The following is a 23110-nucleotide window of genomic DNA, read 5'->3' on the forward strand; positions in this document are numbered from 1 at the left end:
GCATTCCCACGCAGAGCGTGGGAACGATCTGACTTGATGAGGTTTTTATGTTTGATTATTCCGCTCGTCCCGAATTGCTCAAGGATCGGGTCATTCTGGTCACCGGTGCCGGTCGTGGCATTGGTGCGGCTGCGGCGAAAACCTACGCCGCTCATGGCGCCACCGTATTGCTGCTGGGCAAGACCGAAGCGAATCTGACGCAGGTCTATGACGAAATCGAGGCGGCGGGCCATCCGCAACCGGCGGTCATTCCGTTCAACCTCGAAACCGCCCTGCCCCATCAGTACGATGAGCTGGCCGCGATGATCGAGAGCGAATTCGGCCACCTCGACGGTTTGCTGCACAACGCTTCGATCATCGGTCCTCGCACACCGATCGAGCAATTGTCCGGCGAAAACTTCATGCGCGTCATGCAGGTCAACGTCAACGCCATGTTCATGCTGACCAGCACTCTGCTGCCGCTGCTCAAGCTGTCGCAGGATGCGTCGGTGGTGTTCACTTCCAGCAGCGTCGGTCGAAAAGGCCGAGCTTATTGGGGTGCATATGGCGTATCGAAATTCGCCACTGAAGGTTTGATGCAAACCCTGGCCGATGAAGTCGACGGTGTGGCGCCAGTACGCTCGAACAGCATCAACCCCGGCGGTACGCGCACCAGCATGCGTGCTCAGGCGTATCCGGGGGAAAACCCGCTGAACAATCCGACACCGGAGGAGATCATGCCGGTCTACCTGTACCTGATGGGTCCGGACAGTACCGGCATCAATGGCCAGGCGTTCAACGCGCAATAACTGCCATACGTCGCATTTGTTGCCGCGGCAGATTCCTGTCGCGGCATGCATTTGCCGCTGATGACTGTCATATTTCAGTCAATTTTCCAGCGTACCCATCCCTAACCACTAGCCAACCCATTGATTCAAAACGGTTTAAATAAAACCGAACCGAATGGCACGACTTTCGCTCTAAGTTTTCTCAAAGCAAGCCGCGTGAAGGCAATGGGGCGAAGCCGATTTCGATAGCTTACTAATCGTCATCCGGCAGACTAAACTTACGCCAAACGTCCTACGGGACTGATGGATCAGTATGACGCGCAGCCCATAGCCGCTCTCACCCAGCCTGTAAGACGGACTTACTGCTAAGGGTTCACGCCATATGAAATCACCCTCCCAGACCAATGCAATTGACTTTGACAGTGCCAAATTGCAACGCCTGGGCTTTGGTCAACTGCCGCCCCTTCTGGAGCGACCGGCCAGCCTGGCGCAACTGCGCCAGCAAATGAGCCTGCAACTGCAAACCAGCCTCGAACCGCAACGCATCCTCGGTCTGTTTTTCCGCGAAGTTCAGCGCCTCGTGCCGCTGGACGCGCTCAGTTATGTGCACCAGGGCAGTGATTTGCGCCTGGAGTTCGGTACTCGCGGACACCACTCGATCAGCTATACCCTGAGCCACGAAGGCGAGCACATGGGCGAACTGGTGTTCCGTCGCAATCAGCGCTTCAACGAACTGGATCAGGGCAACCTCGAATCGCTGTTGTCGTCGCTGCTGTACCCGATGCGCAATGCCCTGCTCTACCGCGCCGCCACGCAGAGCGCCCTGCGTGATCCGTTGACCGGCGCCGGTAACCGCATCGCCATGGAGCAGACCTTGCAGCGCGAGATCGACATGTCGCGTCGGCATGTGCAGCCGCTCTCGGTGCTGATGCTCGATATCGACCACTTCAAACGAGTCAACGACAGCCATGGCCACAGCGCCGGCGATCATGTGCTTAAAGCCATCGCCGCGACGATCAAGGCACAGCTGCGTAATGTCGATATGGTGTTTCGTTATGGCGGGGAAGAGTTTTTGATTCTGCTGTCCAACACCAGCCGCGAAGCTGCGGCCATGGTCGGCGAACGGCTGCGCTATGCAACTCAGGCGGCCGAATACTATGCGGATGGGCAGTTGATCGAATTGACTGTGAGCCTGGGATGTTCGACGTTGTTGCCCGGCGAATCAGCCGACAGCTTGCTGCGCCGCGCCGACAGTGCGTTGTATGTGGCCAAGCGTGAAGGTCGCAACCGGCTGGCGATGGCCGGCTAAGTCCTTCCAACCAACACAAAACAGTGTGGGAGCGAGCCTGCTCGCGAATGCAATCTGACATTCAACCATGAGTTGACTGACGGACCGCTTTCGCGAGCAGGCTCGCTCCCACATTAGTTTCATGTAGCCCGAAATCAGCTCTCGACTACCGCCCTGCGCTCTCGGTTGACCAACAAGCGCTCCGACGTCTCCAGTTGCATGCAGCGCTCCAGAAACAGATACATGTAGTCGTAGCTCTTGCAGATTGCTTGTCGCAACTCAGCCTGCAAGGCCTTGCTCGGGTTCATCCCGGCCAGGGTGCAGATGATTTCCAGCGCCTCCCACGGATGGGCATCGTCATACTGGGCATGCATCTTCAACCACTTCATCGCCCGCTTGCGATCTTCTTCGGGAAACGCTGCGGCATACACGCCGGTGGAGCAGACCAGCGCCGACCACTCCCCGGTCGCGCCTTCGATGGCATAGTTAGTGGCCGCGATGGCCACAATCAGTGAATCGGCTGAACTGGTGTGCCAGCACCAATGACTCAAGGCATGCAACTCAGGCGGCACATGCTGGGCCTGAAGGTCTTCCAGACTGACGCCATGGGCGCGACTCCAATGCACCCAGTAATCGGCGTGATTGAGTTCAACGCGGATATTGCGCATCAGCCAGCGCCGCGCCATGTCTTCGCCCGGGTGACGGGCAAACCTGGTTTTGGTGAGATTCTGCGCCATGTACAACGCGAATTGCTCAACCACCGGCCAGCCCCCGATCAGGTACTGACGCATGGTTCTGGCGCTGAGCTTGTTATCACGCATGCGCAGATAAAGTTCATGTTCGACAACCCGGCGCTTGCTCTCGCTGCAGTCCTGAATGAGCTGTTGTGCCCAGGCTGGATAACTTGCAGCTTCCATGAGTGGTCCGGTTCGGTTGAATGTGTCGATCACTGTTCGGCTCCTTTTGATTTGTGATTGTAAGGATCGGCGAGAGACTTCAACGGAACGTGCCAGGCGCTTTGAATAACAGCGGTTGCGGTCTGGCGGGCCGACTTTGCAAACTGTCACAGGTAAACAACTGTGGGCGTTCTATAACATACCCTTGAGCGTAATCCACACCGATTTCAAGCAATGCCTGCTCGATCTGGGTTGTTTCAACAAACTCGGCAATTGTCTGCTTACCCATGACATGCCCGATGTGATTGATCACTTCGACCATTGCGCGGTTAATCGGGTCGTCCAGCATATCCTTTACGAAACTCCCGTCGATCTTCAGGAAGTCTACAGGCAAATGTTTCAGATAAGCGAATGAAGACATTCCGGCGCAAAAATCATCTAACGAAAAGTAGCAACCTAAGCCTTTGAGTTCATTAATAAATCTTATTGCACTGCCGAGATTTGCAATTGCACTGGTTTCTGTAATTTCAAAACAAATCATTTCAGGCGGTATTGCGTAGTTAACAAACTGCTCGCACAGAAAGTGCAAAAACGCGTCATCTCCTATAGTAATGCCTGACAGATTAATCGCACACATTGCTAAAGGACCTTCATGTTCTTGCGCAATACATTGAGCAATAACCTTGAATACGTTCTGAACTACCCAACGATCCAACTGACTCATCAGCCCATAACGTTCAGCCGCGGGAATGAAACTGTCAGGCAGAATCATTCGCCCGGCTTCATCGTGCAGACGCAACAGAATTTCGATGTGCCCGCCCTTGCTGTCACTTGGCTTGAGTGGCGCGATTTCCTGGGCGTACAGACAAAAGCGGTCTTCTTCCAGCGCCATGTGCAGACGTTGCACCCAAGCCATTTCACCAAAGCGCAGCGACAGTTCGGAATCGTCGGCGTGGTAAACCTGGACGCGGTTGCGGCCCTTTTCCTTGGCCATGTAGCAGGCCATGTCGGCAGCGCGCAGCGAGGCCTCGAGCGTGGTCGGTGTCTGCGCTATATGCACAAGGCCGATGCTTACCGTGGTCAGGAATGGCCGCCCTTTCCAGACAAAATGCAGATTCTGTACGGTCTGGCGCAGTGCGTCGGCAATTTTCTCCGCCGCCTCCGGTGCGCAGTTCTCCAGCAGAATGCCGAACTCATCACCGCCGAGCCGCGCCAGCGTATCGCCCTCACGCAGTCCCGATTGCAGCAGTGTGCAAATATGCCGCAACAGCTCATCGCCCGCAGCGTGACCACAAGTGTCATTGACCAGTTTGAATTGATCGAGATCGAGGAACATCAACGCATGGCGCCCGGAATGGCGCGTGAGGTTGTGCAGTGCCTGCTCCAGCCGGTATTCGAACTCGCGGCGGTTGGCCAGCCCGGTCAGCGCATCATGGGTCGCCTGCCACGACAGATTGGCGATGTATTGCCGCTCCTGAGTCATGTCGTGCAATACCAGCACCGTGCCGCTGACCTTGCCGGCATTGCGGATCGGCGCACCGACCAGCGTCACCGACAATGTCGTGCCATCCAGGCGCTGGATCAGTTTCGAATGCTCGCTGCCGCCACTGAGTTTGCCGCTGAGAATGTGCTCGATCAGCGTCACGCCTTCAGCCTGAGCGTTGTCGTCGAGCAGATTGAACAGCGCAGCCAGCGGCAGGCCGGCGGCTTGTTCAGCTTTCCAGTGGGTCATGGCTTCAGCGGCAGGGTTCATGTAATCGATGGCGCCGCTGACATCGGTGGTGATGACGCCATCACCGATCGAATGCAACGTGACGTGCGCCCGATCCTTCTCCAGTTGCAGCGCCTCGGCAAAAGCGTGGCGCTGCTTGAGCAGTTTGTGTGTACGCAACAGCGCCAACAGGATCAAACCCAGTGCAGTAGCAATATTGGTGAACAACAGGAGTCGCAGAATCATCCGCGACCCCTCGCCAAGCGCATCACTGAAAGCCTTGGCCGCGGGCGTCACGCCCTCGTTGATGGCGAGAATCTCACCTTTCCAGCGTTGGATATCACCGAGTGTGGCCTCGTTGTCAAAGATGCGCTGGTGCATCTCCCGGGCCACGTCATCGAGTTGTACCAGATAGGCATCACCCACTGTCCAGCGGTCGATGGCGGTTTCCAGGTAGCTGAAATGGCGAAAATTCAGATACAGCCAGATCAGGCTTGAGACATCGTCCGGATGGTTTCCGCCCTTGAGGATACCCTCACGTGCGGCTTGCAGATCGGGCGGTTGCCGATCAAGCGCCAGACGCAATTCATGCCCACCCTGCGGCACACTGATTGCGTTTTGATACTTGTGGTAAATGACTTCGTCACGGCTGTCGGCGTACAGATTGAGGTAGTAGATCGCGTCTTTCTGGCCTTTGGACCAAAGGCTTTCGCCGGCGACGTAACCGCGAACGGCTGATAGCACGTAGAGACTCACGCCTCCCAGTAACGCTTGAAACAACACGACGGCAATAAATGGCCAGACGATGCCCAACAACCGTGGCGTTCCGAGAGTCCGCTTTTGCTTCATGAGATCCCTTGCGCAAGCACTGCCAGATGAACACCGGAAAATCCCGCTCCTGACAGCTCAGCCTAGGCTAATTTTCGACATAACAAAGGGACAGCTCTGCCGTCCTCTAGGTCGATTGCGCAAATGGCTGGCCTGTTGAAGCGCTTGAGGTGATTTTACTCAATGCAATTCAAGCACTAAGCACAGAAACCCGCACGAAACTCAAGGGCGCTGGATCTGTTGCAGATGACCGTAGAGCTTGGCGTACAGGCCGCCATCGGCAATCAACTGCTGATGATCGCCGTCTTCGGCGACCTGGCCACCGTCGAACACCAGCACGCGATCAGCCTGCTTCACCGCTGACAGTCGGTGAGCGATGATCAGCGTGGTGCGGCCATTGAGGAAGCGCGCCATGGCCTGATGGAGGTTGTACTCGGTGGCGGCGTCGAGGGCCGAGGTGGCTTCGTCGAGGATGACGACTTTCGGCTCGGCGAGGATCATCCGCGCAATGGCCAGACGTTGCCGCTGACCGCCGGAAAGGCGTACGCCGGAGCGGCCGACGATACTGTCCAGACCCTTGGGCAGGGCGCGGATGGTCGCTTCGAGCTGAGCGATTTCCAGCGCCTGCCAGCAGGCTTCGTCACTGCGGGTGCGGCCCATGGTCAGGTTGGCGCGCACGGTGTCGTTGAACAACGCCGGGTGTTGCAGCACCACGGCGACGTTTTCCCGCACCGTATCCAGACCGATCTCCTGCTGGCTCGAGCCGCCGAAACGGATGGTCCCGGACAGTGGTGTATACAGCCCGAGCAGCAACTGTACGAGGGTGCTTTTACCGCCGCCGCTGGCGCCGACAATCGCGACTTTCTCACCGGGCGCAATCGACAGATTCAGTTGATCCAGCACCAGTTCATCACCGTAGCCGAAGCTCAGGCCTTGCACCTGAATGCCGACGGTGTCACGGCCCTTGAACGGATCGACACCCCCCGGATACTGCGGCTCATCGGCGCGCGCCAACAGTTCGTTGATCCGCGCCAGCGCACCGCCCGCCGCGTAGTAGGCGTATTGCAGGTTGAGCAGTTGTTCGACCGGGCCGATCATGAACCACAGGTAACTGAACACTGCGAGCATCTGGCCGATCGACAGGTCGGAGAACAACACCGTGAGCATCGCCGCCGCGCGGAAGATGTCGATACCGAACTGGAACAGCAACCCACTGGCGCGGTTGGAAGCGTCGGTTTTCCACTGCGAGTTGACTGCGTAATTGCGCACTTCCTGCGCACGCAGGCCGAGTCGCCCGAGGAAAAAGCCCTGACGGTTGCCGGCGCGGATTTCCTGAATCGCATCAAGGGTTTCGCTCAGCGCCTGAGTGAAGCGCGCGGTACTGTCGTTCTCGAGTTTCTTCAGGTGCTTGACCCGCTTGCCCAACTGCACCGTGGCGTAGATCACCAACGGGTTGAACAGCAGAATCAGCAGTGCCAGTTTCCAGTGCATCCACATCAGGATGCTCGCGGTACCGACCAGTGTCAGCATCGCCACCAGAAAACGGCTGAGGGTTTCGCCGACGAATTTGTCGAGGGTATCCAGATCGGTGACCAGATGCGTGGTCACTGTGCCGCTGCCCAGGCTTTCGTATTCGCCGAGGGAAATCCGCTTGAGCCGCTCAATCAGGCGCACACGGATGCGGTAAACGATGTCCTTGGCCAGCCGCGCAAACAGCCGTGCCTGCAACACGCCAAAACACAAGGCGCTGCAACGCAACGTCAGGGTGACCACCAGCATCAGGCCGATGTAACCCGCCGCTTGTTGCCACATGCCCGGCAGCATGTGGTTCATGACTTTCAGTGCGGAATCACCGTGGCCGAGCAGAACTTCGTCCACCAGCAACGGCAGCAGCAACGGAATCGGCACACTGCACAGCGTCGCCAGAACGGCCACGCCATTAGCGATCCACAGGGATTTTTTGTGTGTGAGTGCCAGTCGCCGGACTTCTGCCCAGCTCAGCCGGTCGACACGCTTTACGGCTGGCGTGTCATCGGCCAGATCAGACACAGGCCGCGCGTTCCAGCCAGCGGCCGAGCAATGGCGACAGCTCGCTGAGCGATTGATAGCCGTTGGTCAGCAGCGCCATTTGGCCGTTGCGCTCGGCCAGCAGGGTCGGAAAACCGGCGATGCCAAGATCCTGCACCCAACTGAAATCGGCCTGAGTCGCTTTGTGTTGATCGGCATGATCGAACAACGCCGCGAATTCGATGCGCGGCACACCGGCCTTTTCTGCCAACTCGACCAGCACGCTGGCCTGGGTGACATCGCGACCTTCAGCGTAAAACGCCTGCTGGATCAGCCCGACCAGTTTCCACGCGCAATCCGGCGCCAGGCTGCGCGCAGTGACGATCGCCCGGCAGGCCGGCTCAGTGTCATAGACAAAACCATCGGGCAATGCACCGTCGAACTTGAACGCCTGGCCGGTGGCCTCGGTGACCGCTTGCCAGTGTTCAAGAATGTAGCGACGCGTAGTCGGCTCCAGCGCCGAGCCACTGCCGGTGCGCAAACCACCGACCACCAGATGCAACTCGACCCCGGCTGCTTGGGCCTGCTCGACCAATGCCTTGGCCACCGGAGCGAACCCCCAGCACCACGAACACATCGGGTCCATCACATAGAGCAGGCGTGCAGACATGGTTAAGCCTCGGTGGATGCTTGCTTGTAGTTGTAGCCGATCGGGTGCGGCTGGTTGCGCGCCTTGGCCAGCTCGATCTGCTTCTGCCGATCGATGGCGCTGCGGCGGGTCTTCTCGCTCAGCTTGTCCCAGCAATGCGGGCAACTGATGCCGGCGACGTAATGCTCGGAGGCGCGATCTTCAACGCTGACCGGTGTGCGGCAGGCATGACATTGATCGTAGTCGCCTTCGCTGAGGTCGTGACGCACGGTCACGCGGTTGTCGAACACGAAGCAGTCGCCCTGCCATTTGGTTTCTTCCTGCGGCACTTCTTCAAGGTACTTCAGGATGCCACCCTTGAGGTGGTAAACCTCTTCGTAGCCTTCGCTGAGCATGTAGCTCGAGGCTTTCTCGCAGCGAATGCCGCCGGTGCAGAACATCGCGACTTTCTTGTGCACGGCCGGATCGAAGTGTTCTTTGATGTAGTCGGGGAATTCGCGAAAACTGGTGGTTTTCGGATCGATGGCGCCTTCGAAAGTGCCGATCGACACTTCGTAATCGTTGCGCGTATCGATCAACAGCACTTCCGGGTCGCTGATCAACGCGTTCCAGTCTTGCGGATCAACGTAGGTGCCGACCTTTTTGTTCGGGTCGACGCCTTCGACACCGAGGGTGACGATCTCTTTCTTCAGTTTGACTTTGGTGCGGTAGAACGGCTGCTCGTCGCAGTACGACTCTTTGTGATCGATATCGATCATGCGTGGGTCGCTCTTCAGCCAGGCGAGCAGGCCATCAATGCCTTCGCGGCTGCCGGAGACCGTGCCATTGATGCCTTCTTCGGCGATCAGCAGGGTGCCTTTGATTTCGTTGTCGACCATCGCTTGCAGCAGGGGCTCGCGCAGGTTGACGTAATCTTCGAGGGTGACGAACTTATACAGTGCCGCCACGACAATAGGTTGTGTCATGGGTATTTCTCCAGGTGGCTACCCTCGCAAAGGGTGAACCGGATTCAAAAAAAAACGCGCCGGGTAAGCGGCGCGTTGCGGATTCTAGCAAAAAACCGAAGCTTAATGCTTGCTGCCGCCGGCACAGGTCGGTGACGCCGGGGCGGCGCCGATCTCTGCCCATTCCTGCGGAGTGTAGGTGTGCAACGCCAACGCATGGAACTCGCCCATCAGCTCGCCGAGCGTGCCGTAGACTTTCTGGTGGCGCTTGACCCGGTTCAGGCCGTCGAACTGCGCGCTGACCACCACAGCCTTGAAGTGCGTCTGCAACCCGCGACTGTGCATGTGGCTTTCATCCAGCACTTGCAGATGTTCGGGCTGAAGCAGCGCCAGCGTCGATTCGATGCGTTGTTGCATGGTCATCACGAACTCCGCTTACTTCTTCTTGGCCGGCGCAGCTGCAGGAGCCAGCTCTTTGGTCATGTCGTCGAGCAGCTTGTTGACGACAGGTACGGCGCTTTCCAGTTTGGCCTGGGTCATCTGGGCAGATTGCTGAGTCAGCTGCGGCATTTTTTCGAGGACTTTCTTGCCCAGTGGCGACTGGTAGAACGCGACCAGGTCTTTCAGCTCGGATTCGCTGAAGTTGGTGGTGTAGAGCTTGACCATGTCCGGCTTCAGCTTGTTCCAGCCAATGGCCTGGTCCAGCGCGGCGTTAGCCTTGGCCTGGTAGGTTTCCAGGACGGCTTTCTTGGCTTGCGGGGCTTTGGTCTGTTCGAAACGCTGAGCGAACATTTGCTGCACTTGCATGTACACCGGAGTGCCCAGCTTGTCAGCGTGCGCCAGGGTCAGGAAAGCTTCAGCACTGGCGTTGTGGCTGGCGGTATCGGCAAGCACCTGGCCGCTGGCGCAAACCAGTGCAACCGCGGTGCAGATGGCACGAAGACGAGTCATCGAGTTTCCTTTTCAGCTAGGCGAGGTAAAACCCCAAGGGCGACCATTCTGCGCCTAAAAAACCTCGTCGCTCAACCCCCGAGCCTTGCCGCGCTTGATTGGCCGGGTTTTACCGGTCAACAATCGGCTCGATGGAACCACCACGGCCGAAGCCGGCCTAAACTGCGCAAACAGACCAACAGGAGTGTGCACGATGAGCCGTATCGAAACCGACAGCCTGGGCCAGATCGAGGTCCCGGACGACGCTTACTGGGGTGCTCAGACGCAACGCTCGCTGATCAACTTCGCCATTGGTCAGGAACGCATGCCGCTGCCGGTACTGCACGCCTTGGCCCTGATCAAGAAAGCCGCCGCCCGCGTCAACGATCGCAACGGTGATCTGCCTGCCGACATCGCCCGCCTGATCGAACAGGCCGCTGACGAAGTGCTCGACGGCCAGCACGACGACCAGTTTCCGCTGGTGGTCTGGCAGACCGGCAGCGGCACCCAGAGCAACATGAACGTCAACGAAGTCATCGCCGGTCGCGCCAACGAACTGGCCGGCAACCCGCGCGGCGGCAAGACGCCGGTGCACCCGAACGATCACGTCAACCGCTCGCAAAGCTCCAACGACTGCTTCCCCACTGCGATGAGCATCGCCACCGCGCAAGCCGTGCAGGAACAACTGCTGCCATCGATTGCCGAGTTGTCCGGCGGCTTGGCCGAACTGGCGGCGCGGCACATGAAACTGGTGAAAACCGGGCGCACGCACATGATGGACGCAACGCCGATCACCTTCGGTCAGGAATTGTCCGGTTTTATCGCGCAGCTGGATTACGCCGAACGCGCTATTCGTGCGGCACTGCCGGCGGTGTGTGAACTGGCTCAGGGCGGCACGGCCGTCGGCACCGGGCTGAATTCGCCGCACGGTTTTGGTGAGGCGATTGCCGCCGAACTGGCGGCGCTGTCGGGTCTGCCATTCGTCACCGCACCGAACAAGTTCGCCGCCCTCGCCGGCCACGAGCCGCTGACCAGTCTTTCTGGCGCGCTGAAAACCCTCGCCGTGGCGCTGATGAAAATCGCCAACGACCTGCGTCTGCTCGGCTCCGGCCCACGCGCAGGTTTTGCCGAAGTACGCCTACCGGCGAATGAGCCGGGTAGCTCGATCATGCCGGGCAAGGTTAACCCGACCCAGTGCGAAGCGCTGTCGATGCTCGCCTGTCAGGTGCTGGGCAACGACGTGACCATCGGCATTGCCGCCAGCCAGGGTCACTTGCAGTTGAACGTGTTCAAACCGGTGATCATCCACAACCTGCTGCAATCGATTCGCTTGCTTGCCGACGGTTGCAGCAACTTCCAGCAGCACTGCATCGCAGGGCTTGAGCCGGACGCCGAAGTCATGGCCCGACACCTGGAACGTGGGCTGATGCTGGTGACGGCGTTGAATCCGCACATTGGTTATGACAAATCAGCGGAGATTGCCAAGAAGGCTTACAGCGAAGGGCTGACCTTGCGTGAGGCGGCGTTGGCGCTGGGCTATCTGACGGATGAAGAGTTTGATGCGTGGGTGCGGCCGGAGAATATGATCGAGGCTGGCGCCAAGGGTTAAGATTTGTAGCGCCTGAAAGTCCGTCTTCGCGAGCAGGCTCGCTCCCACATTCGATCGCATTCCTGACATGGGATCGCGGTCAATTGTGGGAGCGAGCCTGCTCGCGAATGGGAGCGACGCGGTCTAACTGGCGGCCACCTTCATCCGCCGCGCCTTCAACCCGGCAATCAACGAAGGCCCCAACGCCACCAGCGCCGACCCCAATACCACCAGCACCGCCCCGCCATACCCGAGCCCGTTGATCTGCTCGGCATGCACGTATTCCGGCCAGATCCCCGCCGCAATCGCCACCGCGCCAAACGTCACCAACGGCGTGATCGCCAACGTCGCACTGACCCGCGACGCCTCCCAATGCGCCAGCGCTTCAGCGAACGCGCCATAGGCAATCAAGGTATTCATGCAGCACGCCAACAGCAGCCAGCCCTGCAGCGGGCTCAGGTTCAGCGCTTCGAGCGGATGCACCCACGGTGTCAGCAACAGTGCGCAGAACAGATAGATCACCATCATCACCTGCAACGAATTCCACACCGTCAGCAATTGCTTCTGGCCCAGCGCATAAAAGGTCCACACCGTCGACGCCAACAGCACCAGCAAAACCCCTGCGGTGTAGTCCGACAATGACGTCAGCAGCTCGGCCAGGCGCTGATTGAAAAACAGTACAAAACCGATCAACAGCACCGCCAGCCCGATCCCCTGGCCAATGCTGAAACGCTCCTTGAACACAAACAGACTGGCGATCAGCAGCATGATCGGGCCCATTTGCACCACCAGTTGTGCGGTGCCAGGGCTGAGCAGATTGAGGCCCATCAAATACAACACATAGTTGCCGACCAGCCCGAGCACCGCCATCAGCACCAGCCAGCCGCCCTTGGGCCCGAGCACTTTGCGGCTGGGAAGGCGTTTTACCGCCGCCAGATAGATGAAGAGGCAGCCGCCGGAAACCAACAGACGAAACCAGGTCACCGTCACCGGGTCCATCACCAGCAATACCTGTTTGAGTTTGATCGGCAGGATGCCCCACAGAAACGCGGTCAGCAGGGCCAGGAACAGACCGTAGACCCAGCGACCGGATGAAATGTGCATGCGAACCCCAAAGCCTGCTGACAAGTGCGCCCATTCTAGGCCTGCCACTGGTCGCGACACAGGGACAGTTGCGGTCAGGACGCGAATGAAACTGTGCAGGTCGCAGCATTAAATTGACGCGGCGCCGTTGATCGGCTCAGCGGGCGCGCCAAGTGCTTCAGGCATAAGCTCATTGGATCCCTTTCAGCGCATCAGCCAAGGAGACCGATCATGTTAGCAATGCGCGCGCAGGACAACGCCCCCGCCATGCGCTTTCGCAGCGAGCGGGTGTGCCGGGTCAATGGTGAACTGTTTTTCAGTACTCGGGAAAATACCCTTGAAGGGCCTTTCGACAGTCATGAGATCGCTGAGCAGCAAATAAAAGCCTACATCGCGCGGATGCAAGCATTGGATTCCAACCGGTAGACCCGGTCGATCGCTTCGCGAGCAGGCTCGCTCCCACAGGATTGGGGTGAACATAAAAAATAGGTACACCCTTAACCCATGTGGGAGCGAGCCTGCTCGCGAAAGCGGTAGATCAGACACCAAACAGGTCAGGGTTTAGCGTACCGCCTCAAACAACCCCGTCGCGCCCATCCCGCCGCCCACACACATCGTCACGATCCCATAACGCAAATTACGCCGCTGCAACTCGCGCACCAGATGCCCGACCTGCCGCGACCCGGTCATGCCGAACGGGTGACCAATCGAAATCGACCCGCCATTGACGTTGTACTTGTCGTTATCGATCTCCAGCCGATCACGGCTGTACAGGCACTGCGAAGCGAACGCCTCATTGAGTTCCCACAGATCAATGTCCGCCACCTGCAAACCTTTCGCCTTGAGCAGTTTCGGCACCGAGAACACCGGGCCGATGCCCATCTCGTCCGGCTCGCAACCGGCCACGGTAAAACCACGGAAAAACGCTTTCGGTTTGAGCCCCAGTTGCAGGGCTTTTTCCAGGCTCATCACCAGGGTCATCGACGCACCGTCAGACAGTTGCGACGAGTTGCCCGCCGTTACCGAACCGTCTTCAGCAAACACCGGTTTCAATCCAGCAAGGCTTTCATAGGTGGTGTCCGGACGGTTGCAATCATCGCGATCGACCACGCCGTCGAGAATCTGCACCTCGCCAGTGTTTTTGTCCTCGACGCGATACTTGACCGCCATTGGCACGATTTCATCGTTGAACAACCCGGCCGCCTGCGCCTGTGCGGTGCGAATCTGACTTTGCAGCGAATAACGATCCTGCGCTTCACGGCTGACGCCATAACGCCGCGCCACCACTTCGGCAGTCTGGCCCATCGTGTAATAGATGCCCGGCGACTGTTGCTTGAGCAGCGGGTTGATCAGGTGATCGGTGTTGACGCTTTTCATGGTCAGGCTGATCGACTCGACACCGCCGGCGACGATGATGTCGCTGCAACCCGAGGCAATCTGGTTGGCGGCAATCGCGATCGCCTGCAAACCTGAGGAACAGAAACGGTTGAGGGTCATGCCGGCGGTGCCGGTGCCCAGACGCGAGAGCACCGCGACATTGCGGCCGATGTTGTAACCCTGCGCGCCTTCGTTGGAGCCGGCACCGACGATGCAGTCCTCGACGCTGGCCGGGTCGATATCGTTGCGCTCAAGCAGGGCGTTGACGCAATGAGCCGCCATGTCATCGGGACGGGTCTGGTTGAACTTGCCGCGAAAGGATTTGGCCAGGCCAGTCCGCACGCTGTCGACGATCACCACTTCACGCATGGCATACCTCATTGTTGTTGTCAGTTGAGAGTGGACTTGAGCATAAGTCCACCGCATCAACGACCGCGACAATCATTCACCCCGCGTATGCGTGTCTATCGGCTCAGTCCTTGTGTTTCTTCGCGTGCTTGTCGGACTTCTCGAAGGCCTCTTCGAGTGCGCGGTTGATCGTGCGCAACACCTTCACCCGGGCCCAGCGCTTGTCATTCGCTTCGACCAGCGTCCATGGCGAGATTTCCGAGCTGGTGCGGTCGACCATATCGCCCACGGCCGCACGGTAATCATCCCACTTGTCGCGATTGCGCCAGTCGTCTTCGGTGATCTTGAAGCGTTTGAACGGAATCTCTTCGCGCGCCTGGAAGCGCTCCATTTGCGTGTCCTTGTCGATGGCCAGCCAGAACTTGACGACGATCACCCCGGCGTCCGCCAGTTGCTCTTCGAAATCATTGATCTCGCCATAGGCGCGCAGCCAGTCGGCCGGCGTGCAGAAACCTTCGACCCGCTCGACCAACACCCGGCCGTACCAGGAGCGGTCGAACACGGTGAACTTGCCGCGCGCCGGAATGTGCCGCCAGAAACGCCACAAGTACGGCTGCGCGCGCTCCTCTTCGGTCGGCGCAGCAATCGGCACAATGTTGTATTGACGTGGATCGAGCGCCGCCGCAACTCGACGGATCGCCCCGCCCTTGCCTGCCGCGTCGTTGCCTTCGAATACCGCGATCAGCGCGTGGCGGCGCATGCGTTTGTCGCGCATCAGCCCGGACAGGCGCGCCTGCTCGGTGATCAGTTGCTCTTCGTAGTCTTTCTTCTCCAGGCGCTGGGTCAGGTCGAGGCTGTCGAGCAGGTTCAACTGATCGACCGGCGTACCCAACGGCGCGGCGCTGACATCGTGGGGATGAACGTCCGGACGCTTCAGCGCATTTTGCAAACCTTCGAGGAGAATCTTGCCGACCGCCAGGCTGCGGTAATTGGCGTCGGCGCCTTCGATCACATGCCACGGCGCGTAGTCGCGACTGGTACGGCGCAGCACACGCTCGCCGTATTTGACGAATTTGTCGTAGGTTTGCGATTGCTGCCAGTCCAGCGGGCTGATGCGCCAACTGTGCAGGGGGTCATCAGCCAGCGCCTTGAGCCGCGCCTTCATCTGCTTCTTGGACAGGTGAAACCAGAACTTGAAGATCAGCGCGCCTTCATCACAGAGCATCTTTTCCAGACGTTCGGCCCCGGCAATCGCCTGATCCAGACGCGGATCCTTGAACAAGCCATGCACCCGCCCCTGCAGCATCTGGCTGTACCAGTTGCCGAAGAAAATCCCCATGCGCCCCTTGGCCGGGAGCATCCGCCAGTAACGCCACGCCGGTGGCCGCGCCAGCTCTTCATCGGTCTGCTGATCGAAAGTGCGCACTTCGATCAGGCGCGGGTCCATCCACTCATTGAGCAACTTGACCGTTTCGCCCTTGCCCGCGCCTTCGATGCCGTTGATCAGGATGATCACCGGGAAACGCTTCTGCTGCTGCAATTCGAACTGGGCTTCGAGCAAGGCTTCGCGCAATGCCGGCACGGCCGCCTCATAGGTGTCTTTGTCGATGGCGTGACCGATTTCAGCGGATTCAAACATGGGACGGCTCCTTCCAGGATTCAGCAAGACTAGCGGATTGGGCACAGCAGCGGCGCAGAAATTCCCGCGGGTGGCGGATTGTCCGCCAGTCTCGGCGGCAAGCCTTGCCATGGATCAAGCAACGCCTGCGCGATCAGCTAGAATGGCCGCCTTGTCGTTGTCGAGCCTGCCATGAAACCTGTACTGCCCCATGCCCAACTCGATTGGGATGACCAGGGACGCCCGCGTTCGCGGGTGTTCGATGACGTGTATTTTTCCGACAAATCAGGTCTGGAGGAAACCCGTTATGTGTTCCTCGAACAGAACCGTCTGGCCGAGCGCTTTGCCGCGTTGCCGGCACACGGGCGGCTGGTCATTGGCGAAACCGGATTCGGCACCGGGCTGAATTTTCTCTGCGCCTGGCAGCTGTTCGAACAGCACGCCGTGGCAGGAGCGCGGCTGCATTTCGTCAGCGTCGAAAAATACCCGCTGAGTCCAGCCGATTTGCACCGGGCCCTGGCCTTGTGGCCTGAACTCAAGCCACTGTCTGATCAGTTGCTGACGCACTACGTGGCGATCCATCAGGGTTTTCAGCGCATCACGCTGGCCAACGGCCGCGTCACGCTGACGCTGTTGATCGGCGACGCACTGGAACAACTGCCGCAGCTCGATGCGCAAATCGACGCGTGGTTTCTCGACGGCTTCGCTCCGGCGAAAAACCCCGACATGTGGACCGCCGAACTGTTTGTCGAACTGGCGCGACTGGCGGCACCCGGCTCGACCATCAGCACCTTCACCAGCACCGGTTGGGTACGGCGCTTGCTCAACGCCGCCGGGTTCAAAATGAAACGCACGCCGGGCATCGGCCACAAGTGGGAAATCCTCCGTGGCGAATTTCTCGGCTGGCCAGCGCAAGTGTCGCCGCCTGCTGCGCAAAAGCCGTGGTTCGCCCGCCCTGCCCCGATTGCCGAAGAACGTCGTGCGTTGGTGATCGGCGCCGGTCTGGCCGGATGTGCCACGGCGTCCAGTCTGGCCGCACGGGGCTGGCAGGTCACGTTGCTCGAACGCCATGCAGCAGTGGCGCAAGAAGCCTCGGGCAATCCGCAGGGTGTGCTGTACCTGAAGTTGTCCGCCCACGGCACAGCCTTGTCACAACTGATCGTCAGCGGTTTCGGTTACACCCGGCGCCTGCTCGAAACCCTGCAACGCGGCAGCGACTGGGACGATTGCGGCGTGCTGCAACTGGCGTTCAATGCCAAGGAAGCCGAGCGTCATGCGCAATTGGCTGAAGCCTTCCCGGAAGATCTGTTGCAGTGGCTGGAGCAACCCGAGGCGCAGGCGCGTGCCGGTGTCGGTGTGAGCCATGGCGGTTTGTACTATCCCGAAGGTGGCTGGGTGCATCCGCCCGCGCTGTGTCAGGCGCAAGCGGCGCAGCCAAACATTCAACTGCTCAGCCATTGCGAAGCACTGCAATTGCGCAAGGTCGATGGTCAGTGGCAAGCGCTGGACGGCGACCGTCTGCTCGCCAGCGCGCCGGTCGTGGTGCTGGCCGGAGCCGCCGAGATCAAACGCTTCCCCGAGAGTGCCGAGTTACCGCTCAAACGCATCCGCGGGCAGATCACGCGTCTCGCCGAAACCGCAGAAAGTCAGACGCTGGCCACGGTGGTCTGTGCCGAAGGCTACGTCGCGCCTGCCCGTTTGGGCGAGCACACCCTCGGCGCCAGTTTCGATTTCAACAGCGATGACCTGACGCCGACCACCGCCGAACACGCCGGCAATCTGGCGATGCTCGAAGAGATTTCCACTGACCTCGTCGCGCGTCTGCAGATCAGCGAACAGCCTGTCGAAAGGCTGCAGGGCCGCGCAGCCTTTCGCTGCACCAGCCCTGACTATTTGCCGATTGTCGGACCGCTGGCCGATCGCGCAGCATTCCTCGACGCTTATGCGGCGCTGAGCAAAGATGCCCGTCAGGTGCCGGCCATCGTCTGTCCATGGCTCGACGGCCTGTACATCAACAGCGGCCATGGTTCACGAGGACTGATCACCGCGCCGCTATCGGGCGAGCTGCTGGCTGCCTGGCTGGACAACGAACCACTGCCGCTGCCCAGAAGCGTCGCCGAAGCCTGTCATCCCAACCGTTTCGTGTTGCGCCAACTGATTCGTGGCAAGTAGTGCTCATACGTCGCTCAGGGTGCAAAGACCCAGGTCCGCAGTGCGCAGCGCATCGGTGGTCAGAAGCGTCACCACATCGTCTATGGCGCTTTGCCGTTCGGCCTTGATGACTTCCGCCTGGCTCAAATAGTCGACATCGGACAACTCGTCCTGCTGCGCGTCCAAAGCACTCATGCGCGGCGCATACACATCATCGAGAGGGGAAAATTTTCGCGCAAATGTGCGTTGCAGGTAGGCTCTCCAGAATGACCGTTCGCTCATGAACTTCAGCCATTTTGGCGAGAGTTCCGCTGTGGCGACCTGGTGTTTCGCCACCTCCAGATCGGCTTCGGTTACCCCACCCAGTGTGCCAAAACGCATGTTTTGCGGCTGGCCTGGCAAATCCAGCGCCTTGGCGAGGCCAACACGATAGGCCAGATTCACCTCCAGCGGATCGACCGTCGGGGCCTTGGCGGCATGTTCCTGAGCAATTTCGTTCAATTGTTCCAAGCGGAACAGACCGCGCCCCAGGTCGAGCAGCGGCTTGGCGCTGTTGATCCGGCCACCCGCGCCCCGGGTCACGCGATCGACTTCCACAGCGACCTCCAGATAACTGAAATTGATCGCCGCCGTGTCGGTGCAATTGATCGGGTTGGCGGCCGCGCTCAGTACCTGATCACACAGCGCGCTATCGGACTCGGCTGCCTCGAGCACGGCCCAGACCCGCCGCTGCATGTCCTTGCTGACCTTCTCCGAATCGGCGGTATCGCCCAGTTCAGAAAGCAAATGAAACAGGCCCTCGGCGCGTGAGTCATCCTTGAATGCGTTCCAGATCCGTTCACGCCTGGCCCAAACCTCACCGGTCTCCTCAGAAAGCCAAAGCGAGCGTGCCTGTTGCTCGTCGAGTCGCGGCATGTCGTTTTCCAGATAGCCCATGCCGACGCCGAAATTGTCGCGATAATTCTCAAGGTGTGTTTTGCTCGGCTCGGCCAGAGGATTGAGGCCCAGGTCCAGCGCCTGGCTGAAACGTCGCGGAGTCTTGAACAGCCAGTCAGGCAGGCTTTTTATGGCATTGCTGCGCAAGTCCACCCAATCCAGATACAGCAGACGCGCAAGCCCCTTGGGCATTTCCGTGAGGCCAGTGTCTTGCAGCAACAGACGGCGCAGATTGAACATCTGACTGACATCCGGTGTGGCACCCAGCGGATTTCTATTGAGGTTCAGATGGTGCAGCGATCGCAAACCGTTGAGTTTTGTCAGCGTCTGCCCGGTCAACTGGAGCTTGTTCTGCGCCAGACTCAAGTGGGTCAGATCAGGCATATGCGACAGCACTTCAGGAAAACGAGTCATGGCGTTCTGGTCGAGTTCCAGCGACTCGAGTTTTGTGAATGACTTGAGGAAGTACGCCACATCATCGTCCAGCGCCATGTCCTTCATGGACAATTGCTGGAGGTGGTCAAAACTGATCCCCGGTGGCAGCGTCGGCAACTTGCCGACGCGCATGCCATCAAGACGCAAGACACCGACCGATTTTCCATTTTCATTGTTGACGGAGTAGAACCGACGGAATCCGTTTTCGATCAGCTCGGCCATGGTCTTGCGACTGTGCCGCACGTCCGCCAGATCTCCTCCCAGCGTGCTCATGGCGGCGGTATCCTCGCTCCAGAGAAACAGCGCTTCACGCAGGCTCTGCAGATCCCGGCGCAAGTCATTGACCCGTGTCGCACGGGTCAACAGGTCTTCTCCCAGACTGTCAATGAATTCACTGGCCTGCGCTTCACTCAGACGCGGATAGAGCTTGCGGACTTTGCGCATCAGCGCGGGCGGATGTTTCACCGCCGGCGGATGATCGCCCTGGATACAGGCAGGCTCGACGACCAGTGGTTCGGATTGGCCGCGGATCAGCGTGCGTGCCGTGGCCTCACGCTCATCCAGTGCCGTGTTGAGCAACTGTTTGCGCAGCCGTGCCGTGTCAGCCGGCACCGGCTCGGGAAATCCGGCGGCTAGTCGTTGGCGTGGCGGCAGTGCCTTGAGGATGGCGGCGTACAGGGCGTCAGGGCCGGAAGCAACCGTGCCGAGGCTTTTGCCATCGCCGCCAAACGCTTCATAGCCCTCGACGGTTTTCACCAGCGAGCAAGTATCGGCGGAAGTCGCCGACGCGTCGCCAATGGCTTGCAGAATCGGCCCGCTGAGCGTCTTGTCGCGTAGCTCCAGACGCAGGGAATCCCAACCGCTCAGACGGGGCAGCAACTGAATCGCCAGACTGTCGGTGTCGGCATTGGCAAGCCGCGGCCAATGAAACCCCGCCAGTGCGCGATCCAGACGCACCTGATCGATCCCCTCCCTGACTTGCTGCCCGAGCCGCAGCGGCACTCGCCCGGTCGAGCGCAGATGCAGGCGCTGCGCACTCGGCGCGCGATCGATGAGCGCTTTCGCATAGCGTGCCGGGATGTCGGCAAACACCTGGCGCAACTTCACAACATCACCAACGTCACTCTGATCGACGCGCTGATACATACGCTCGAAAGCTGCGCGATGATCTGCCTTGAGCGCCGCGCCCAGTTTCTTTGCCAGGATCGGTTCTTCGGCGCTTTTCGCGACTTTGCTGCCCAGCAAGGCGTCGACCTCTTTCTGGTACAGGCCATCAAGCACGGTTTGCAACAACTGCCCGCGCGCCAGTTGCTGTTCGCTGACTACCACACCCAGCGACTCATCGAGGGTCTTGGTCAGGGGATAGGTCGCCGTCACGCTGCCTTCGGCGTCGGTCACCTCGATGTAGCGGTCGGTCGGCCAGCCGGGCATTTTCGGCAAGGCCTGCAACTGCTCTTCGACAGGCTGGCCGGAATGGGTTTCGCCACTCTGCAGTTCGAGGGTCAATTGCCGCAACTGGCGCACGATACGCGCGCGCTCCACGGTTTCACGCAAGCGTACAGGCAAGCTCAGATTGTCGGTAAAGGCCTGTTGCAAGCCTTCGTGCGGGGTGTCGCTGAGGCGGCGCATCATGTCCAGATCGGTATCGACGAATTCGCTCAACTGCGGATCGATACGCTTGAGCGTGTACGCCGAACTGCCCCACTGTTGCGGTTCTTCGGCGGGCAGCCGCCAGCCACCTTCAACGTGCCGGACAAGCTCTGGAACATAAGCCTGCGCACGCTCGGCATGTTCCAGACGCCAGACTTTCGCGGCGGAATCATAAGGCCCGGCGAAGAATCGATGATCGACGCGGGCCATGGTTTTCGCGCCGATCTGATAAAACTCCGTGGAGCTCGGGGCGACCGTCAAACCCGCCGGAAGGAAATGCTCATAGCGTGAGAGTTCAGGTTTCCACAGTCGCGGCTTGCCGGCACTATTGAGAATGGCGCTGAATTCACCGAAGAACTCCGGGTGTGAGCGCAGCAGTTTTTTACCAAGCGCGCCCAAGGTTTTTTGCCCGCCGGCAAAGACGCCCATCAGCGCGATATTTTCCGCCACGCTCAACAGGTGCGACAGCGCTTGCTGATGATCGCCATGACGCCAGTCTTCGACACCTTCATAAACCTCACCGAGCAACTGCCCTACTGCAACGCCCATCATCAACTGGCCAAGCACGGGCACGACGAAGCCGGCCACGGAGACGATGGTCACACCCAACTGAAGAAAATCCAGCAGGCGCTTCTGGCGCACCTCCTCATCAATATCGGCGGTCGGCACGGCCAGCTTGCGCGCATCGAGTTGCAACTTGCCGACGTGGCTTTGCACCATGAATTCAAAGAGCGCCACGGTAATCGGCAACTGCTTGATGTGGCCCAGCTCAGCGCTGTCAGCGACGGATTTGAAAAAGTCGGCCTTGTCGTCTTCATCAATGCTGTTGGCGAAATAATCCTTGTAACTTTTTACCTTCAACTGCTGCGTCAGGTACTGCTTGAACGCGGTAAAACTGCTGTATTCATACAGCGGTCGCTCGGGCTCACCCGCCATGTACACCAGGCACCACTCATCGGGGTACAACTCCACCGAACGGGCAGAAAACACCACCACGCCCCAGACACAACTGTCGAAAATCTCAATGCCTTGCATGATCAGCGTTCGGTTGCCATAGCGCAGTGTTTGCGCTGACACCCCGCCATCGAAGTCGATCAGCTTCTGCAGCATTTGCTGACCCGCCAAGGTGATATGGCTTTTAAGCGCGGCCTGGTGCAGGTCGAATTGCAACAGCAGCTTTTTCATTTTCGCGATATCAGCGGTCATGGTGCTGGTGGCGATCACCTTGTCATCGCTTTCGCGCAAGCCGAACACCTGCTGGAAATGCTCCTGATAGCGCTTGCCCAAATCCAGCTCTCGGCAAAAAGCGGCAAACGTGGCCGGGGTCAGCCCGGTGACCCCGTCTGGGGCACTGTGCACTCGAATAAAACTGCCTTGCGGAAAGCTCTCAGCGGCCTCGTCTTCGCTGAAGTTCTGCATCGCCGCTTGCAACAGCGTCGGTGTAGCGTGCGGGAACGTCTGAATACCGTTCTCGTCGGTTGAGGTCGCAGGGCAACCGCAATCAACGCCCGGCAGACTCAGAAAGTCTTTCTCGACAGCAAAGACTACCGACCATTTGCGACTCAAGGCATCGCTCAGTTCATTGATGCAGAACGTCTGCAAGGACTTCAATGCGAGCAGATCCGCCGCCACGGTCGTCTGAATCTGGTGCAGATCACGGCTTGTCTGATCAAGGGCTGACAAGTCGGCCACCGTCGCTTTCAATAAATGCGCCGGCAGGCTTTTTTGCAGAGTCCGGGCGGTATCGAGATCCTCTGTGGCATCGAGCAATGTGCTGAGGATTGTTTTTTGTGGAAGCTTTACTTTGGTTGACATCGGCAATAGTCCTTTATTGCGAAATGGAAGTTTTAACATATCGAAATCGAGGAATGCCCCCCCCCCAAACCTCATGTTCCTGCACGCAT

General features: G+C 59.2%; 16 protein-coding genes. 5 read left to right on the forward strand and 11 right to left on the reverse strand.

Annotated elements, in window-relative coordinates; genetic code table 11:
• Window positions 1–47: 47 nt before the first annotated feature.
• Together CCX46_RS21730 and CCX46_RS21735 are read left to right on the forward strand one after the other, a co-directional pair.
• On the forward strand, window positions 48–788 hold the full coding sequence (locus CCX46_RS21730) for a YciK family oxidoreductase (protein WP_085710824.1): 741 nt from the start codon (window positions 48–50) through the stop codon (window positions 786–788).
• A gap of 361 nt (window positions 789–1149) precedes the next feature.
• Complete coding sequence (locus CCX46_RS21735) at window positions 1150–2076, forward strand: GGDEF domain-containing protein (protein WP_127929290.1); 927 nt, start codon at window positions 1150–1152, stop codon at window positions 2074–2076.
• A gap of 134 nt (window positions 2077–2210) precedes the next feature.
• On the opposite strand, the gene CCX46_RS21740 is transcribed toward CCX46_RS21735, so the two are convergent.
• The 7 genes from CCX46_RS21740 to CCX46_RS21770 form a co-directional block, all read right to left on the reverse strand.
• The gene (locus tag CCX46_RS21740; protein ID WP_410479177.1) at window positions 2211–2972 is read right to left on the reverse strand and encodes a TenA family transcriptional regulator; all 762 of its coding nucleotides are present in this window, start codon (window positions 2970–2972) and stop codon (window positions 2211–2213) included.
• Between the two features lie 79 nt (window positions 2973–3051).
• Window positions 3052–5511 (reverse strand): EAL domain-containing protein, encoded by a 2460-nt coding sequence (locus tag CCX46_RS21745; RefSeq protein WP_127929292.1) that lies wholly within the window; start codon window positions 5509–5511, stop codon window positions 3052–3054.
• Window positions 5512–5712: 201 nt separating this feature from the next.
• A complete protein-coding gene (locus tag CCX46_RS21750) occupies window positions 5713–7539 on the reverse strand; it encodes an ABC transporter ATP-binding protein (protein WP_127929293.1) in 1827 nt (608 codons plus the stop codon).
• A complete protein-coding gene (locus CCX46_RS21755; protein WP_127929294.1) occupies window positions 7532–8167 on the reverse strand; it encodes a DsbA family protein in 636 nt (211 codons plus the stop codon). The genes CCX46_RS21750 and CCX46_RS21755 overlap by 8 nt, the downstream gene beginning before the upstream one ends.
• A 2-nt stretch (window positions 8168–8169) precedes the next feature.
• On the reverse strand, window positions 8170–9111 hold the full coding sequence (gene trhO / locus CCX46_RS21760; RefSeq protein WP_127929295.1) for an oxygen-dependent tRNA uridine(34) hydroxylase TrhO: 942 nt from the start codon (window positions 9109–9111) through the stop codon (window positions 8170–8172).
• Between the two features lie 102 nt (window positions 9112–9213).
• Window positions 9214–9513 (reverse strand): BolA family protein, encoded by a 300-nt coding sequence (locus CCX46_RS21765; RefSeq protein WP_007908388.1) that lies wholly within the window; start codon window positions 9511–9513, stop codon window positions 9214–9216.
• Between the two features lie 12 nt (window positions 9514–9525).
• Window positions 9526–10041 carry a DUF2059 domain-containing protein gene (locus CCX46_RS21770; protein ID WP_122661658.1) on the reverse strand — a complete coding sequence of 172 codons (516 nt, stop codon included), beginning with the start codon at window positions 10039–10041 and terminating at the stop codon, window positions 9526–9528.
• Window positions 10042–10234: 193 nt separating this feature from the next.
• Here CCX46_RS21770 and CCX46_RS21775 point away from each other — a divergent pair, with 193 nt between their 5' ends.
• The gene (locus tag CCX46_RS21775) at window positions 10235–11629 is read left to right on the forward strand and encodes a class II fumarate hydratase (RefSeq protein WP_127929296.1); all 1395 of its coding nucleotides are present in this window, start codon (window positions 10235–10237) and stop codon (window positions 11627–11629) included.
• A 123-nt stretch (window positions 11630–11752) separates the two neighbouring features.
• Here the strand turns inward: CCX46_RS21775 and CCX46_RS21780 are convergent, their stop codons facing one another.
• On the reverse strand, window positions 11753–12712 hold the full coding sequence (locus CCX46_RS21780) for a DMT family transporter (protein WP_127929297.1): 960 nt from the start codon (window positions 12710–12712) through the stop codon (window positions 11753–11755).
• A gap of 210 nt (window positions 12713–12922) precedes the next feature.
• Between CCX46_RS21780 and CCX46_RS21785 the strand changes: the two genes are divergently transcribed.
• A complete protein-coding gene (locus CCX46_RS21785; RefSeq protein WP_127929298.1) occupies window positions 12923–13117 on the forward strand; it encodes a DUF6316 family protein in 195 nt (64 codons plus the stop codon).
• Window positions 13118–13252: 135 nt separating this feature from the next.
• Here CCX46_RS21785 and CCX46_RS21790 read toward each other — a convergent pair whose 3' ends face one another.
• Entirely contained in the window at window positions 13253–14437 is a 1185-nt protein-coding gene (locus tag CCX46_RS21790) for a thiolase family protein (RefSeq protein WP_102899990.1), read from the reverse strand.
• 103 nt (window positions 14438–14540) lie between these two features.
• The gene (pap, locus tag CCX46_RS21795) at window positions 14541–16055 is read right to left on the reverse strand and encodes a polyphosphate:AMP phosphotransferase (protein ID WP_127929299.1); all 1515 of its coding nucleotides are present in this window, start codon (window positions 16053–16055) and stop codon (window positions 14541–14543) included.
• 171 nt (window positions 16056–16226) lie between these two features.
• On the opposite strand from pap, the gene mnmC reads away from it, so the two are divergent.
• Window positions 16227–18206, forward strand: coding sequence for a bifunctional tRNA (5-methylaminomethyl-2-thiouridine)(34)-methyltransferase MnmD/FAD-dependent 5-carboxymethylaminomethyl-2-thiouridine(34) oxidoreductase MnmC (mnmC, locus tag CCX46_RS21800; protein ID WP_127929300.1), 1980 nt, complete (start codon window positions 16227–16229; stop codon window positions 18204–18206).
• A 3-nt stretch (window positions 18207–18209) separates the two neighbouring features.
• Here the strand turns inward: mnmC and CCX46_RS21805 are convergent, their stop codons facing one another.
• On the reverse strand, window positions 18210–23021 hold the full coding sequence (locus tag CCX46_RS21805) for an NEL-type E3 ubiquitin ligase domain-containing protein (protein WP_127929301.1): 4812 nt from the start codon (window positions 23019–23021) through the stop codon (window positions 18210–18212).
• Between the last annotated feature and the right edge of the window lie 89 nt (window positions 23022–23110).

Origin of the sequence: Pseudomonas sp. RU47 (assembly GCF_004011755.1) — a bacterium.
Lineage (GTDB): Bacteria > Pseudomonadota > Gammaproteobacteria > Pseudomonadales > Pseudomonadaceae > Aquipseudomonas.

Excerpts from the sequence above, each read along its gene's own strand:
- CCX46_RS21765 (WP_007908388.1), bottom strand. The coding sequence starts at position 9,513 with ATGACCATGCAACAACGCATCGAATCGACGCTGGCGCTGCTTCAGCCC.
- CCX46_RS21745 (WP_127929292.1), bottom strand. The coding sequence starts at position 5,511 with ATGAAGCAAAAGCGGACTCTCGGAACGCCACGGTTGTTGGGCATCGTC.
- CCX46_RS21805 (WP_127929301.1), bottom strand. The coding sequence starts at position 23,021 with ATGTCAACCAAAGTAAAGCTTCCACAAAAAACAATCCTCAGCACATTG.
- pap (WP_127929299.1), bottom strand. The coding sequence starts at position 16,055 with ATGTTTGAATCCGCTGAAATCGGTCACGCCATCGACAAAGACACCTAT.
- CCX46_RS21730 (WP_085710824.1), top strand. The coding sequence starts at position 48 with ATGTTTGATTATTCCGCTCGTCCCGAATTGCTCAAGGATCGGGTCATT.
- trhO (WP_127929295.1), bottom strand. The coding sequence starts at position 9,111 with ATGACACAACCTATTGTCGTGGCGGCACTGTATAAGTTCGTCACCCTC.
- CCX46_RS21780 (WP_127929297.1), bottom strand. The coding sequence starts at position 12,712 with ATGCACATTTCATCCGGTCGCTGGGTCTACGGTCTGTTCCTGGCCCTG.
- CCX46_RS21740 (WP_410479177.1), bottom strand. The coding sequence starts at position 2,972 with ATGGAAGCTGCAAGTTATCCAGCCTGGGCACAACAGCTCATTCAGGAC.
- mnmC (WP_127929300.1), top strand. The coding sequence starts at position 16,227 with ATGAAACCTGTACTGCCCCATGCCCAACTCGATTGGGATGACCAGGGA.
- CCX46_RS21775 (WP_127929296.1), top strand. The coding sequence starts at position 10,235 with ATGAGCCGTATCGAAACCGACAGCCTGGGCCAGATCGAGGTCCCGGAC.
- CCX46_RS21785 (WP_127929298.1), top strand. The coding sequence starts at position 12,923 with ATGTTAGCAATGCGCGCGCAGGACAACGCCCCCGCCATGCGCTTTCGC.
- CCX46_RS21735 (WP_127929290.1), top strand. The coding sequence starts at position 1,150 with ATGAAATCACCCTCCCAGACCAATGCAATTGACTTTGACAGTGCCAAA.
- CCX46_RS21770 (WP_122661658.1), bottom strand. The coding sequence starts at position 10,041 with ATGACTCGTCTTCGTGCCATCTGCACCGCGGTTGCACTGGTTTGCGCC.
- CCX46_RS21790 (WP_102899990.1), bottom strand. The coding sequence starts at position 14,437 with ATGCGTGAAGTGGTGATCGTCGACAGCGTGCGGACTGGCCTGGCCAAA.
- CCX46_RS21755 (WP_127929294.1), bottom strand. The coding sequence starts at position 8,167 with ATGTCTGCACGCCTGCTCTATGTGATGGACCCGATGTGTTCGTGGTGC.